This is a genomic window from Polaribacter tangerinus (assembly GCF_038024095.1).
Classification (GTDB): Bacteria; Bacteroidota; Bacteroidia; order Flavobacteriales; family Flavobacteriaceae; genus Polaribacter; species Polaribacter tangerinus.
This window is the reverse complement of sequence record NZ_CP150668.1, coordinates 2232266-2248262: the sequence shown is the minus strand read 5'-3', so window position 1 is coordinate 2248262 and position 15997 is coordinate 2232266. Positions and strand designations below refer to the sequence as shown.

15 protein-coding genes are annotated in these 15997 nt (G+C 30.2%); 7 read left to right on the top strand and 8 right to left on the bottom strand.

Annotated elements, in window-relative coordinates; translation table 11 throughout:
- Positions 1-116 precede the first annotated feature (116 nt).
- Positions 117-1202: a Fic family protein gene (locus WHD54_RS09780; protein WP_088323600.1), complete on the bottom strand. Its 1086-nt coding sequence runs from the start codon at positions 1200-1202 to the stop codon at positions 117-119.
- A 278-nt stretch (positions 1203-1480) separates the two neighbouring features.
- Here WHD54_RS09780 and WHD54_RS09775 point away from each other — a divergent pair, with 278 nt between their 5' ends.
- The 3 genes from WHD54_RS09775 (at position 1481) to WHD54_RS09765 (ending at position 4129) form a co-directional block, all read left to right on the top strand.
- Entirely contained in the window at positions 1481-2581 is a 1101-nt protein-coding gene (locus WHD54_RS09775; RefSeq protein WP_088323601.1) for a nucleotidyltransferase domain-containing protein, read from the top strand.
- A 505-nt stretch (positions 2582-3086) separates the two neighbouring features.
- Positions 3087-3680 carry a recombinase family protein gene (locus tag WHD54_RS09770; protein WP_088323602.1) on the top strand — a complete coding sequence of 198 codons (594 nt, stop codon included), beginning with the start codon at positions 3087-3089 and terminating at the stop codon, positions 3678-3680.
- Positions 3680-4129: a hypothetical protein gene (locus WHD54_RS09765; RefSeq protein WP_088323603.1), complete on the top strand. Its 450-nt coding sequence runs from the start codon at positions 3680-3682 to the stop codon at positions 4127-4129. Before WHD54_RS09770 ends, WHD54_RS09765 begins: the two co-directional genes overlap by 1 nt.
- 556 nt (positions 4130-4685) lie before the next feature.
- Here WHD54_RS09765 and WHD54_RS09760 read toward each other — a convergent pair.
- A complete protein-coding gene (locus WHD54_RS09760; RefSeq protein WP_088323604.1) occupies positions 4686-7136 on the bottom strand; it encodes a hypothetical protein in 2451 nt (816 codons plus the stop codon).
- A 178-nt stretch (positions 7137-7314) separates the two neighbouring features.
- Here WHD54_RS09760 and WHD54_RS09755 point away from each other — a divergent pair, with 178 nt between their 5' ends.
- The 4 genes from WHD54_RS09755 (at position 7315) to WHD54_RS09740 (ending at position 11067) form a co-directional block, all read left to right on the top strand.
- The gene (locus WHD54_RS09755; RefSeq protein ID WP_088323605.1) at positions 7315-8217 is read left to right on the top strand and encodes a ParB N-terminal domain-containing protein; all 903 of its coding nucleotides are present in this window, start codon (positions 7315-7317) and stop codon (positions 8215-8217) included.
- Between the two features lie 14 nt (positions 8218-8231).
- On the top strand, positions 8232-8711 hold the full coding sequence (locus tag WHD54_RS09750; RefSeq protein ID WP_088323606.1) for a hypothetical protein: 480 nt from the start codon (positions 8232-8234) through the stop codon (positions 8709-8711).
- 63 nt (positions 8712-8774) lie between these two features.
- Positions 8775-9743 carry a tyrosine-type recombinase/integrase gene (locus WHD54_RS09745; RefSeq protein ID WP_158211809.1) on the top strand — a complete coding sequence of 323 codons (969 nt, stop codon included), beginning with the start codon at positions 8775-8777 and terminating at the stop codon, positions 9741-9743.
- 337 nt (positions 9744-10080) lie between these two features.
- A complete protein-coding gene (locus tag WHD54_RS09740; protein ID WP_088323608.1) occupies positions 10081-11067 on the top strand; it encodes a phage integrase SAM-like domain-containing protein in 987 nt (328 codons plus the stop codon).
- Here WHD54_RS09740 and WHD54_RS09735 read toward each other — a convergent pair.
- Genes WHD54_RS09735 through WHD54_RS09710 form a run of 6 tightly spaced genes read right to left on the bottom strand, consistent with a single transcriptional unit; the run spans position 11057 to position 15969 of the window.
- A complete protein-coding gene (locus WHD54_RS09735; protein WP_088323609.1) occupies positions 11057-11344 on the bottom strand; it encodes a hypothetical protein in 288 nt (95 codons plus the stop codon). The genes WHD54_RS09740 and WHD54_RS09735 overlap by 11 nt on opposite strands.
- A 48-nt stretch (positions 11345-11392) precedes the next feature.
- Complete coding sequence (locus WHD54_RS09730) at positions 11393-12454, bottom strand: glycosyltransferase (protein ID WP_088323610.1); 1062 nt, start codon at positions 12452-12454, stop codon at positions 11393-11395.
- Positions 12435-13430 (bottom strand): NAD-dependent epimerase/dehydratase family protein, encoded by a 996-nt coding sequence (locus WHD54_RS09725; RefSeq protein WP_088323611.1) that lies wholly within the window; start codon positions 13428-13430, stop codon positions 12435-12437. Before WHD54_RS09725 ends, WHD54_RS09730 begins: the two co-directional genes overlap by 20 nt.
- Positions 13427-14503 (bottom strand): pyridoxal phosphate-dependent aminotransferase, encoded by a 1077-nt coding sequence (locus WHD54_RS09720; protein WP_088323612.1) that lies wholly within the window; start codon positions 14501-14503, stop codon positions 13427-13429. Before WHD54_RS09720 ends, WHD54_RS09725 begins: the two co-directional genes overlap by 4 nt.
- Entirely contained in the window at positions 14481-15533 is a 1053-nt protein-coding gene (locus tag WHD54_RS09715) for an ATP-grasp domain-containing protein (RefSeq protein WP_088323613.1), read from the bottom strand. Before WHD54_RS09715 ends, WHD54_RS09720 begins: the two co-directional genes overlap by 23 nt.
- A 1-nt stretch (position 15534) precedes the next feature.
- Complete coding sequence (locus tag WHD54_RS09710; protein WP_340767057.1) at positions 15535-15969, bottom strand: hypothetical protein; 435 nt, start codon at positions 15967-15969, stop codon at positions 15535-15537.
- Positions 15970-15997: the final 28 nt, after the last annotated feature.

Below are 15997 nucleotides of genomic sequence, written 5' to 3'. Positions count from 1 at the left end.
ACATATTTACTAAAGGTTCTAAAAGACTTTTACAGGATTTTTTAATAGTAGACTAGTACAGGAAATAATTACATACTATTTCAATTCTTTTTTGAAAAAGTGGCGACCTAATATAGTTAAGAGGTTTCCAGTATACTCATTAATTTATGATTGAGATATAATTTTTCTTTACCCACTTTTTCAGCTATCAAAAAACCATATTTTTCTAATTCCATTAAATAATTACCTACGGTTTTTGGTGTTCCTAATTTAGCATCAATTAAAAACTGTCGTTTCGTGTAAGGCAATCTAAATAGTATTTCAACCAATTCTTTAGTATATACTTTAGGGATTGTTTCCTTAATCTCTGTTGCCATTTGATCCATTAATGAAGTAACATTTTTTAAGCGTTCTAGTCCTTTATTAGCTGTATATTCAACCATTTCAAGCATGTAAAGTATCCACCCTTCCCAATCATTATTTTCAGTTACCTTTCTCAGTTTCGTATAATAATCCATCTTATTTTTAATGATATATTCACTTAAATAAATAGCAGGTGTATCCAACAGTTTTTCGAGTTTTAGATATAATAACAACAATATGCGTCCTGTTCTACCATTACCATCACTAAAAGGGTGTATCGCTTCAAATTGATAATGCATTAAAGCCATTTTAATTAATGGATCAATAGCATCGTCATCATTTATAAAAGTTTCGAGATTATGTAACTTTTCTCTTATAATAGCTTCCCCTGAAGGTGGTGTGTAAATGGTTTCACCATTCGTATTTTTCAAAGCAGTTCCTGGCGTTGTTCTAATACCTGCAGTATTTTTTTTAATGCTTTGTACAATTTCAACACATAAGTTTGTACTTATAAAAGGTCGAGTTTCTATTTGTTGTAAACCATTCCAAAGTGCTTCTTTATAGCTTATGACTTCTTTTGTAGCTGGATTATCAAACTTTTTGTCTGCTACTAAAGATCTATATAAATCATCATTTGTTGTGATGATATTCTCTATTTCTGAACTTGCTTTCGCCTCTTGTAAATGAATCGTATCCAAAAACAACGTTGGATTTGGTAAATTGGTAAGCATACCATTAAGTTTTGCTAGCGCTCTACTAGCATCAATAGTCTTGCGTAACACTTTAGTAGTTTCTAAATTTGTTCTAGGAGGTAATATTGGTAAACTATTGTAAGGTATTTTTCTATTAAATTTTGTCATTTTAAATAAGGGTACATATTACTCACGTAATCTTAACGAGGGTAAATATACTAAAAATTTACCTTTATTATACTAATGGATGTAATTATTACGTTCAATAAACAGATCATAAAAAAATTAGGCGTTACGAATTACTATAGTAATCACGAATTATTTGATATTTTGTCAAAATAGTAATTCATTTAAATTTTATATATTCCCCCAAGATTCTAGTGAGGTTTTTTTAATAATAGACCAATCTTAAGAAAGTAAAAAACATTTAACAAAAACTAATATCATTGAATTATAAAGAAACGCTATTTTTTATTGCCAAATGTTTGACTATTTCTGTGGAGGACAGGAATAAGGAAGCAATTGAAAAACAGTTGCAATCAAATAATATAGATTGGGATGCGGTTGTAAAAGTAAGTACTACTCATTATGTGTTTCCTGCATTGTATTGTAATTTGCAAAGGGCTAACTTTTTACACTATTTACCTGAAGAGTTAGTTACTTACATGGAACATATTACCAAATTAAATAGAGAGCGTAACGAGGAAATCATCACTCAAGCCAAAGAATTAAATATCCTGTTGTTAGCTAACAACATTACACCAATATTTTTAAAAGGAACGGGGAATCTATTAGCAGGAATCTATGATGATGTTGCTGAGCGTATGGTTGGAGATATTGATTTTATTTTCTCAAAAGAAGACTATCCCATAGCAATTACTATTTTAAGAGATTTTGGTTATTCTGAAGTGACTAAATATGAGTACTACTTTCCATATGATAAACACTACGGAAGACTTCAAAAAGAAAATAACATTGCTGCTATAGAAATTCACTCAGAAATATTAGGAATAGAAAAATACAGAAAAGAATTTAATTACAGTGTTGTGGAAAAAGATTCCCAAGTAATCAATGAAGTTAGAGTTTTGAGTTATGCAAACAAATTAAATTTATCTATCATAGCGAATCAGATAAACGACCATGGTTTTGATTATAAGACGATGGCTTTAAGAAATGCTTATGATGTTTTTTTATTATCTAAAAAAACGAATGCAAAAATTTCAGTTAATACATTAGATGAACTAACCAATCCTTTAAATTGTTTTTTAGCAGCTTGCTATGAGATTTTTAACAAGGTAGATAGTTTAGAACACAATAACACAAAAATGACAGCTTCCTATTTAAGTGTTTTTAATAATCAGTTTACCAACAGTAAAACAACAAAAAGACGACACAAACGCATTAAGACTTATTTATTCTTAAAAAGTAGATTAGGCATTATTTATAAGTCCCTCAAATATAAAGAGTATCGAGTTTGGTTGTTCAAAAGGGTAACAGATAAAAACTGGTACAAAGAAAAACTGGTTCAGTTGAGTTTTAAAAAGTAATATTATCATACTTGAGGCATAAAAATTTGAATTTCTGGTGAAAAAATGCCAAAATTTTCATTTTAGTTATTACCCCCACAAAAAAAAAGATCCTTTTTACCAAAAAAACTGTAAAAATTTATTTTTTAAAAAAGTCGATTTTAGGTAAAAATTGGTAAAAATCTGAATTACAGGTCTGACCCCCATCTAAGAAAGTCGATTTTATCTTATATAAGAGGGGGCTTCCCAGGGGAGATGGTGGAGGAAGCCCCCCATGGGTGTGTGGATAATAATCCACAGTGTCACCTGCCCTTCAATAATTACTGATTATCTCGTGCAGATAATAATCCGTTCTCAAGACAGGGAACTCTCCCGTGACGTTGATCCTTCGCTAATTGTTATTCGCACAAGGAAATTATATCAAGATAAAAAAGGAAGCGCTAAAGTTGCGCTAAAGTTTGTCTGACTCTTAGGCAATACGGCACTTTCTCGGTAATTTTAATGTGTGATTTAAAATCCTACGATTATGAAAGTAAAGTATAATAGAGTGAGTACCATTCTTCAAACAGGTAATCGATTTGAAGCGGATACCGATAGATATGATATCACACTTCTCGACAAAGTATCAGGCTCGGTGAGTTTTAGAGATCGAGTTGAAGCTAAAAAATTAGTTAAACTTGTCGAAGACGGAAAAGTAACTGAATTAGTAGTAGAGGAGTTCTCGCGTCTTGGAAGAAATACTGGCGACGTAATTTCTACACTCGATTGGTTGGATCAGTACGAGGTGAATGTTAGAATTAGAAACCTTGGAGTTGAATCGAGACCAAATGGTAAAAGGAATCCTGTGTGGAAGATTTTATCTGCAACGATGAGCTCGCTTTATGAGATGGAGTTGGAAAATATAAAGGAGCGCACATCCACAGGCCGAATGATCTATCTACAGAACGGGGGAACTCTCGGCCGTCCCAAAAACAGTAACGAGTCAATGAGTAAATTCATGGCTAAATCGAAGTCGAAGAGGATTGTCCACTATTTAGAAATGGGATTATCTATCCGAGAAGTAGCAAAGCAAATAAATGCGTCACCAAAGACAATAATGAAAGTTAAAAAGTTGATGTAATGGATACCTTTTTCACAATTTATTTTATTGTTGTTGGAGGGTTGTTCATTTTAAACTTGATATCTGTGCTAATTAAATTCTTGACAGGTGACGGTGAAGACTGGCAATTGCATTTGGCAGACCATGTGTTGGACTGGTGCCTTGATCTATACCCAATTCGTAAACAAAAACCACTACTGACTTTAGTTGAGGGTAAATCTCATTTAGCGGGGGAGTATTGTTTCTATAACAATTCAATTACAATTTATAGGGATAACAATGTAATACGACGAGAACTCATCAATACCGTTATCCATGAGTATTTCCATTACTATTTAATTACATCAGAATCTAAGTCTAAACTCTACCATGATCAATTGGAACAATTCTCATTGGCGCAACACCCGCAGGAAATTCTTTGCAACACTATGGGAGAAACTCTCACAAAGGTCTATTTGAAAAACAATTAAAAATGGTTCTTATTTGACAAATAGTACAATACCCCAACCAATCGTGCCAATTAGATTTAATTTACTACGTTATTCAAAATCAATTACTCAGCAGATACAATCGAGAATTAATAATTATTCCTGTGGGTGCTTTGTGTCTTTTAACTGTCAAATTTATTACGACAAAAAACTACCAATTCATTCAGTAAAATCACATTAGATGGTTCTATTTCGTGTTCGGACAACATATTTAATTTTTCTTTTAAAAAATCATTTAATAACTCCATATTAGGTGGATTATTAGACCCACAATTGATCAGGTATTGGTTATAATACTCATAGTTTAAATTATTTTTTCCTTTTATCATCTTTCCTTAGTTTTTGAAGTTTATCTACTATAGATTCTCTTAGAATATCTGAAATTTTTATTTGTTCATCTATAACGCACTCCATCAAATTATTGAATTGTCTCTCGGTTATTCGAACGATTACTCTTTTTGACTTTTTCTCTTTCATAACTGTGTTTCTCTATAAATATCATGAAATTCAAAATATGTCAGACAGTTGATGATTTTTATTAGAACATAAACTTTGAACTTATTATCAAAGGGTAATTTGAATATAAGTCTACCTTTGCATCAGTTCTAAGAGTACGTGCTCTGCCCACCGCCTGAATTAGATCAGATTCAATGTATGAAAATTGAATCATTCTTAAACTTTCATTATCAAAACAATTGAACTTAAATTCAAATCCATTATAGATTACCTTTTGATATGACATAGTCAGATCCGAAGTTTTAAACTCTATGCCTAAAACCTTTGCTGTTAAAAAATACACCACATTATTTATATGTGGGGTTCCCACCACCGCAATGTCTTTTCCCTTTAATTCATCGTAACCACTACAGTTTCCAAACCACATATTTGTTGGGTTTGAAAAGTGGTTTTGATACGATTTAAATGTGATTACAGGAGTGTCACCTACTCTACTTACAATATCTTTTGTGTTTTTATTTAAGGAGTTTCTGGAGTAAGATTTAGTGGTATATTGAATTATCCTTCCTTTTTGTTGAACTTCTGATATATCAATGACTTCAAGACGATCACCAAAGAGACGTTTATATAAATTGATAGGTGCTGTGGCAGAGAGAATGATTGTTTTTTTATCTCGTAGGAGATCCCTTTTAACAACATAATGGACAATATCTGGTTTATGTGTATCACGAACATAGAATGAACTACTAAAAAAGTCAAATAGATTAGATTTTAGAGTTTCATGGGATAATTGTGAAACCTCTTTAATAAGTTGATCAAGGTCGAGATTAAAGATCGGCGTAGAACGAATTTCCATAATGGGAGTATCCATGAGTGACTTGATAATAAATTCTAATTCTTTACTTTTTACAATTATATTAATAGAAAACAGATCAGATATTTTAAATGATTTGATATCAATAAGAGATTTAAGTGGATCTTCGTCAAACACGATAGTGTCATTAGAAAATGTAGAATGAATTGCTCTTTTATGTGTAGTGAGAAGTGATGAAGTTGTTGTATAACAGTCCCTCATCACATTAATATATGAGTTTGCATTCTCTATATCTTTCTTAGAATATTGATCCTTATTTTTGGGGTTAACAATTGAATAAAGAACCTCAATTGATTTGTTAGGGAGACCAATCGAATAGTAATAATTCATTTGATTATTAATCGATGAATTCTCAAATATAATAGAGTCAGGAGTAGTCTTGTAATTAACTTTCATTCTACCACCGATTTCGTTTTTAAGGTCATTTGTAGGTGCTGCAATAGTAGCATGAACACTTGTTATTATTTCTGTTTTTCCTAATGATGTAGGGACTCTAAATAGATAAACACTATCGACTTTATCGTCGTTAACTACACGATCAAACTCTTTTTCAAACTTCTCTTCTGCATCTACTAATGGAATAGGATTTGAGGACTCAATCACTTTTATTTTACCTCGCTTATCGATTGACTCAGAGATGAAATCTTGAAGATCAGAATCTTCAGGGTATGGAGAAAACTCACCAATGGGTTGAGGAGGATATTGAACCTTTTTTATATAAGTTAAAATGGCAAAGTTATTTGGAGTGTAATCAGTAACACCCTTTGAATTAAATTTAATCATCATCTTATTCATCAGTTTAAACCCACCATTTACGTAATGTAGATTTCGTGCCAATCCAAATAGTTCCATGTGTGTTAACCATTTTCCTTTTAAAAACTCTCTAAATATTCTAATGTTTCGAGACGATTTGTCAAAATCGACTTTTTGAAGTTCGCCCCTATTATAGTCGTAGGAGGGGGGATAATTATTACTAGTGTTAAACTGTGCTCCAGAATGGTAGTTCTTATAGTTATTATATAAGAGTTCCCATTTTGGTGCAGTTTCTACTATAGTAGAGTTGATATCCTTTATTGGTAGGGATCTAGTCCTCATACTATCTCCAGCACATAGAATTGTTGAACTAATAAAAATTAAATGAGACAACCTAATTGGAGAGTGAGAGGTAACAGTAGCTAAACTTCCCCCAAAATAATATCGTGCCTGATCCTTGCAACTTTGGTCTGCTTCAGGAAACAACTTTAGTAAACCCAATGAAATTAACTTGTGGATTTTGGGATTAGTTACAGGATAATCTAAAAAGAGTACTACTCTAAACTTAATTAAAGTTTCAGAAGATGAAAACGTCTCATACCATAGCTGTGGTTTAATTTCATAGGAATGTAGACGATGATAAACTTCTTTTATTGATAACTCTCCATCATCAAAATCTAATGCAAATATTGATTGACTACTCCAATTATCATTTGAGGGAGTGCCATTAAAGATACCTGGTGACCACGTAAACGAATTAGGAGGTGCAACTACATTAGAAAACTGATCTATTGTTACATCTGTGTTTTTGTTGAGTCTTTTATTTATGTGAGAACGGATCGACCACCCTGGTTTCTCTGTTAAAGTTGTGGAGTCTATGGTAATTGGATATGTTTTGTCTATCATATTAGAAAATATATCGAAATATTTTGGATATGTAAACCCTTACTAAACTTCAGGTCGTGAGACCTAAAGTTCACCCCCCTTGATTCTTAATTTTTTTTTCTTTATGTTTTTAATGTTCCCATTTTGGGAAAATAAACTTGTCGATTTGATCGACTCGATATAGTTAATTCGTTTAACTATGAACTATAAAATAGAGCATAAAAAAATTAGCTCATTATCAATACATCCCATTTTAGAAAAAAATGGGATAAAAAATGAAGAGGCTTACAAAAAACTTATTCCTTCAATAAAGGAATTTGGAGTTTTGGATCCGATAAGAATTGTAAAAGAAAATAATAGATTGTACATCATTCATGGGCATTCTCGCTATAAAGCTGCATGTGATATCGGTATTATATCAGTTCCAGTCATTGAAACCTCACCTATTGAATCTGACATTTTTCTGGATTCAATAATCCGAAACACTACAATTAAAAGATCTTATAAAGAAGTTGCTGTAGCAGCCAGTTACATTTTGGATCGGATTGGAAATTCACAAGGCAAAAAACGAACAGAATCACCAATCAAAAACGATATCGATAATTTTGATGAAGTAGCAAAAGATCGATACGATCTGGCAAGAACTGTTCTACATTTCAATCTTTCAGTTTCCTCTCTTAAACGGCTGCTTAAAATACATGAGGTCGATGAGACTTCAGAGGGTTCCAAGTTAAAATTATTTGATCTTTTAGAATCTGGAAAAGGAATTCTCCCTGTCTATCAAACCGCAATTGAAACCAAAGAGTCAAGAGATAGAAAATACAATAGACGTCTTGAATTGGATCAAGAGAAAGAATTAATCTTAAGGCAAGAACAAGCATCGAGGGATGCAGAATTGATGAAATCAATAAAAAGTGATCTCGAAGAAAAGTTTGAAAAAGAATACGAAGAACGTTACGAGCAGGAATTTGGATGCAAGCCTAAACCAAAATCACTTTTAGATCTCGATTGGGAAGAAAAAATTAAGAAACTACAGCGTATTAGATACATAATTTCTACTGATGATGAAATCATTATAAATGAGATTTTGAATAAATATTAATAATAAACAAGATAATGGAGAATTTGAAACATATTAAAAGTGAAATAATTAGTGGATTTAACAGAGGTGTTGAAGATGAAATTTTAGGAATTAATTCCTTGACCTGTTTTTATTTCAACCTAATCAATCCAATTAACCTCAATGAAATAGAAATCAATACCTGCAAGGTTGACCGAAGAAAAATAAAATTTGGGAACTGCTTCGGCAACTCATCTAATCGATTAAATGAAAATCACCTGTATGTTGAAGGAATAGCTACAAACAAAAAAACACTACATCAAGTATATCACGCTTGGAATATAAATAAGAACCATACTCATATTGACTATACTTTTGCTGAAATTTCAGATGAATTCACTTACCAAGGGTTAATTATACCCAGTAAAATTGTACGAGAAGTTGGATACAGAAAAAATGGAGTTTGGGGACCTGTTATTCCATTTTTAAACAATGAGGAATTAAAGGTGGTGCTTTCCAACAACAATAATCAATAAAACCAACATTTAGTATTGATGTTTACTACCGGTGGTAGCAAAATTTATACAAATAGAATTGTAATGAATTCAAATAGTGTCTTATTTCAAATCGATTATTTCATACGAAATTCACCCTATAAAAAAGTGAAAGGATCAGGCAATATTGGTCTCTCCGACAACTCTGTCAGAAGTTATAAATCACTGAGGAGAATTTGGGATGACTTCGAAAATCATATTGGGGGAACGGTTCATTTAACTGAATTGAACAAAGACATTCTGCAACAGTTTATCCATTGGATGATACAGCTTCAAAAATACTCTGTGAATTATCAAGGTCAATTATTGAAACTACTAAAATCAATTTGTAAAGAGGCAGAAAGGGGTGGCGAACAAATTCATGATTATTGTCACTATATAGAAAGTTATCGTCAAAGAAAAATTGACAGGATTATTGTGACGCTCAATCTAAATGAAATAAACAAACTAAAAGAATTAGTAGACCTTCCATGTGAATTGGAAAATATTAGAAAGTGGTTTTTATTGGGCTTGAATATTGGACAAAGAATCTCAGATGTACTAAAAATAACCCCTCAAAATTTAAGACAAGCACCTAGAGGAGGAATGTATTTAGATCTTATTCAAATCAAAACAAAAAAGTCAATCACTGTTGGTATTATTGATCCTACAGTCCTGGAATTTCTAAGAAGAGATTTTCCACAAAAAACCAATGCATCCGTTTTTAATAAAAAAATTAAGGAGTTGTGTCGATTGGCTGGTATTAATCAAGTCATCAAAGGAAATAAGATGAGTTCAGTAACAAAAAGGATAGTATTTGGGATGTATCCAAAATATGAATTAATTACATCACACACCATGAGAAGATCTTTTGCAACCAATTATTTTGGAAAGATTGAAACTCCTATTTTAATGGAAATCACAGGGCACTCAAGGGAAAGCACCTTTTTAAGTTATATTGGGGAGAACCCAAATAAAGACGCTGTTGCTGATGTGTTTATGGAACGATTGAGGAGATTGGGGAATGGAGGATAAAGGTGATCACAACCCGCAAAAAACCTGAAAATTTCAAAATCTCATGGCCGTTTCATGGCAATTTAAGAGTTTTAAAAAATTTAATTACTGAATATCAGTTAGTTATAAATTAATTGAGACTACAGTCCGTAGTCTTTTCAAAAATAAATAACTATAACTCCTTTATAATGTGATGTTTAACTTTTATATTTTAAATAAATAACGTATATTTAAGTAGTACAATTTGTTATAATTTAGCTCATATTTTGTTAAATTATAAATATACACAAGTTATATTCATGTTAAATAATTAAAATAACATACGTTATATGCACGTTAATTTCTATAAAAACCACAAATAAAGACACATAAGACACCCATAAAAGTAGAAAAATCTGTCTTATTTTTAGACTATTTAGATCATTTTATTTCCAATTCAGCCACAAAAAGAGTTCAAGGATATGGAACGGTGGGTTTGGCACACAATACAATTCGGACTTATAAATCTTTGTTTCGGATTGTAAAAAAGTATGAATTTGAGAAATCTGAGAAACTGTATTTGAACTCTATAGATAAATATACTGCCGAATCTTTTACCCGTTTTCTGAAAATTGAACAGCAGTATAGCGATAATTACTGCGGCCAGCTCTTAAAATTATTGAAGATTATTTTGAGAGATGCTGAGAAAAGTGGTTTAGAAGTGCACCCCTACTCTAATTATATAGAATCTTTTAAACAGAAAAATTCCGATCGAATTCTTCATATTTTAAATCCATCAGAGATAAAGGGATTAAAGGGATTACAGCATATCCCAGAAGAATATACAGATAGTTATAATTGGTTATTGATTGGTTTGTGCATAGGGCAGCGAGTCTCAGATCTATTAAAGTTGAGCCCGGATAATCTTAGAAAAGCACCTACTGGCTTGTATATAGATATTATACAACAAAAGACTAAAAAGGCGGTGACAGTTGGTGTGGCAGATTCTTTGGTTATTAAACTATTAGAGAATGAATTCCCGAGAAGAGTTTCACAAGTGGTATTTAATAAACAGATTAAAGCACTTTGTAAGTTGGCAGGAATAGAAGATTTGGTAAGTGGGTTTAAGAACAACCCGAAGACAAGACGGAAGGAAATTGTAGATGCGCCGAAGTATGAATTTGTAACCTCACATATTATGAGGCGTTCTTTTGCATCTAACTATTATGGTAAAATTGAAACACCACTACTTATGAATATTACAGGGCATTCTAAGGAGAGTACTTTTCTGACCTATATTGGAACGCATCAAAACAAAGATGCATTGGCAGATTTATTTATGCAGCAGGCGGGAGTTATTTGGTAGGATCAATAGCATGCCAATCATCTTTATCTTCTTTCAATTTATCTAAAGTAAATTTATCTCGTACAGACTTGGTCTTAGGAAAAATATAATTAGATAGCGTCACAAAAAGTTTTACGCGTTCTGTTTTGGTAAGTTTATCTTGGTTTACCAACAAATCATCTAATACTTTTTCATACAATAACTCCATCTTTTCCTTAATGGAAGGTCCTTCTTTTCTAGCAGGGCCTCTTTTAGATTTTTTTCCTGCTTTCTTTGCTGAATTTTGATCGAATGGCATGTCTACTAAGTTTTGAATTGTAATTAAAAACTAATTTAAAGTTAATAATTATTTATCTATTATTATTTTTGAATATTTTGGAAATATTACTTTCTCTGAAAACTTAGTTTTAAAAAGACTTATTGATTCTTGTTTATTTGATGATATTTTCATGTCTGTTAGAGTTTCAATATAATTTACAGCTTCTTCAGTGAAATTATTTTTTGTTATAATTCCATTATTTAAAACAGTCTCCCTGCAACCTGGCATGTCCTTGGTAATTATGGTAAGTCCATAACTCAATGACTCAATAATCGTTCTTGGAACTCCTTCTCTATAAACACTAGGAAATAATAAAATATCAGATCTTGAATACACTTCATTCATGTTTTCTACATAACTTAAATATTCAACACCTTGACTTGTTTTTATTTCTTCAAGATAATCATTAGATACAGAGTCAGGATTATTAGGGTCTATATATCCTGCAATAATTAGTTTAATTTTATTATTTCTTAATTGTAGTTTTTTAATAACATCTACTGCAGATACAATTCCTTTCGATTTCAATAATCTACCAACAAAAAGCAAATTTAAAGTTTGTGAATCCTTAGCTAATAAATTTTGATATTTCGGACCACTTATACCACTACCAAGAATAACATGGCCTCTAGAAATACCCAAATCTAACAAATCATCAGGGTTTTGCGCTACAATAATTAACCTTTTTTTAGCTAAATTATAAAAAAGGGTTATTATAGTTTGAAGAATTTTATTTTTTGTGGTGTTAGAAACAAAAGCTATGCCTAAACCAGTAATTACCCCAATTCTCTTTTTTTTTATCCCAAAGAAAGAAGAAAAGTAATTTAATAAATTAGATGTAAATCTAAAAGATACAACAGTATCAACCTTCTTATTTTTTTCAATTCTAATTAACTTTAGAATACTACTAACTAATAAAAAAAATGAAGTTTTATTACGACTTACATTAAGACTCAATACTTCAGAATCTTTTTCCGGATTTGGACATGCATAAATGACTGTGTTACCATTTTGTTCTAAGTAACTACCTAAAGGAAATCTAGAATTAACTAGATCCTTGTAACCATTTTCAATTATTAAAATTCTCATAATATTTTTTGTACCATATTAAAAATTCGGAAATACCTTCATCTAAACCTTTCTTAGGTCTTTCACCAGTTAATAATTTAAGTTTAGTATCGTCTGCATATGTTTCTTCTACATCTCCCAATTGTGCATCAATAAAATCTTTTCTAAGTTTTAGACTAATCTGTTTTTCTATAGTTGATATGAAATCAAGTAACTTAGTTGGACTACCATTGCCTATATTTACTAGTTCAGCTTTATGAATTTTCTCATTAAAACAATTCGATAGTAAAAAAACACTATCTACAATATCACTTACATGTGTGAAATCTCTTTTTTGATTACCATGATTAAATACTTGAATGTTGTCATTGTTAATTGCTGCTTTAGCAAATAACATTGGAGCCATATCTGGTCTCCCCCAAGAACCGTAAACTGTAAAAAATCGCATTCCTAAAGATTTTAAGCCTCTAGTTTTCCAATACGTATATGCCATTAACTCATTAGATCTTTTAGTCGCTGCATAATAACTCTCAGGTGAAGAACAAACCGAAGATTCATTAAAAGGTTGTGGAGAGTCTTTTCCATATACAGAACTACTACTTGCATAGAGGAATTTGCTTATTGAATTACTTGTGACAAAATCAAGAACTTTTTGAAAACCTAAGATATTCGACTCTAAATACGCAGTTGGATTTTCAATACTATATCTTACGCCTGCCTGAGCAGCAAGATGCAAGACGATATCTATACTTTTTTTACTTAGATCAATCCAAACATCAGAATTTAAATCTGCCCTAATAAATTCAAAAGTGTTTTTCAAATTATTGGAAGATTGTAAAATATTATCTATCCTATCGTTTTTTAATTTAATAGAGTAATAATTATTAATATTATCTATGCCAATAACATCAAAACCCTCTTTAAGATAACGTATAGCTGAATGCATGCCTATAAATCCAGCTACTCCTGTAATTAATATAGTAGGTGTTTTTTTCATAAAGAATTAGAAAATTTAATTATAGATTCTGATAATCGCTTCATTGTAATAGAATTACCTATTGAGATCCTTAAATAAGAATCTGATTCAAAGAGATCATTAAAATCTCTAACAAAAATATTATCAACAGTTAGGTGATTAATAAATTTAATTTTTAATTTTTTAGTCTCTAATTTCATCAACAAAAAATTTGTTTTTGAATCAAAAGGGCTAGTTATCCAAGAAAAATTTTCTATCAATTTTCGTAACTTCTCTCTTTCTAGTCTAACTTCAGTGATATATTCGCGAACTTTATCAATATGCTTGATAGTAGATTTTACAGCAACTAAAGAAAGAGTATTTATATCCTTTGGATTTCTGAAATAGTTAATTAAATCTATTAAATCTTTAGATGCTACACAATAACCAAATCTGAAGCCAGCAAGACCAAAAGACTTAGACATTGTTTTGGTTACAATAACATTTATGTGTTCATTTATAGAATCAACCATTGTATGTCCCCAAAAATCTGAATACGCTTCATCTATTAAAAAATATGTATCTAATTTCTTTTTAATGATCTCATTAAGGTCATCAATAGGATAAGCTATTCCTGTTGGATTATTAGGATTCACAAAATAAACAAGTTTAATATCGTTAGAAATAGCTTTGCCTAATAATTCAAAATTAATAAGACCATCATCCTTTAATTTAAAATACTCAACCTGGACTCCATTTACTTCACATAAATATCTAAAATTATCATAAGATGGTTTAATAATTAAAACTTTATCATTTTCTTTTAAAAAACAATTTACAATAGTTCTATGAATTGAATCAGATCCCGCAAAATACTGAATCATATCTCTGTTTATCTTGTTATTTTCAAGTAATAGAAGCCCAGAAATCACTGAATGATCGAGTAAATTTGGATACCAATTAAGTGGTTTATCTTTAATGAAATTCACTAAATCATTTTTAACTTCTTCAATCAAATTAAAATCACCTTCATTCCAATCTAATTTATGTGATTTTTCTGGAAGTAATTCCCAAGTTTTTTGTGAAACTAAACTATATGGTTTTATTTTTTTCATTGTTTAATTTATTAAATTTAAAATCTAGCATTTGTTTAGCTCTTTCTGAACCAAACTTTATAGGTGAATTTTTATAAATTTTATAAGGTAAGTTTATAAATTTCTTATCAGGTAATGGATTCAATAAAAAAGAGGAAGAAACTTCAAGAACAATTGGTGGATTATTTTCATCATCATTTTCAAAAGTTATATCATAAGCAGCTTGAGATAAACCTAATTTTTTAGTGTATTCTAAAATTATTTCTTTATTTTTTTCTGAATGTTCTTTAAAATCAAGCTTTGACCCATTACTCGTTGATGTTGTTTTAAAATTTGTGGATTTTTCTTTTGACCTCCAGTAGTGGTAAACTATTTCACCATTTACAACAACCGTCCTTGAATCCTTTGTCATATTAACTAGGTCTTGAACTAAGAAATAATTAGAATAAGAGAAAATAATTTTTGAAAGAGAAATTAATTCTTCAAGGTTATTTACAAAATAGATTCCTTTACTATGATTAGCATATGGCTCTTTTATTAATAACGGAAAACTGTTATCAATTTTTAAGAGATTTGATTTGAAATTTACAATAGTAGTTTTAGGACAATTTATATTTAGTCTCTCAAATTCCTTGTGCATAAAAACTTTATTTTCCCAATAAAGGATTTCGTGCGGTTTTGGGTAAAGAATACAGCTATTCTCCTCTATTTTTTTAAGTAAATAGTATGAATAATTACTGTGGTCTTCAAAACCATAGGTGTTTGTAAAATAAGTAAATTGATAAAAAACATTTTTATTACGAATTTTCCCAAAGTCACTGGAAAATTCAAAACAAAAAGTCTTTCCAGATTTGACTAAATAAAACACAATACTCAAATCATGAAGAATCCAAGCTCTCATAAAATAGTTTATAGTGTCTTTAAAATTACGTGGAAAAAATAAAACTACATTGTCAGATTTACTATCATATTTTTTTATAAAATTTTGAAAGCCTATTTTTTTAAAAGCTGAAAAAATTGCTGAGAACTGATATATTATGTATTTAAACATTTTACTTAAGATTAATAGGATTTATATGATTTGTATAAATAAATTCTGGAGGTGATTTAGGAATTAATTTTGCAGTTTTAAAATTATAATCTTGAAAATCATCATAGAGTATAATGTTTTTTTTGAAGAATAAATCATTCATTTTAAGAAAGAAAAATTTGTATTCAGTTTTTCCAATAAAAAGTATTCTATTGAAATTTTTAAAATCAAGGATTTTTAATTGTCTTATTGTCTTTTGAGAATTTATTGAACCTCTTGCAGTGAATATGTAAATATTTTCTTTATTGTACTGACCTAATTCTTTTTTAACAACATCGTTTAATTCAATATCAAGTGAATAAAAATTTTCATTTGGGAATTTTTTTTTTAGTTTATAATTGTCAAATAATGTAAAATCTAGATCTACGAGTACAATATCATTTCTGAGAAACCTCAAATAAGTTAGATGATGAAAAAAATAAAAT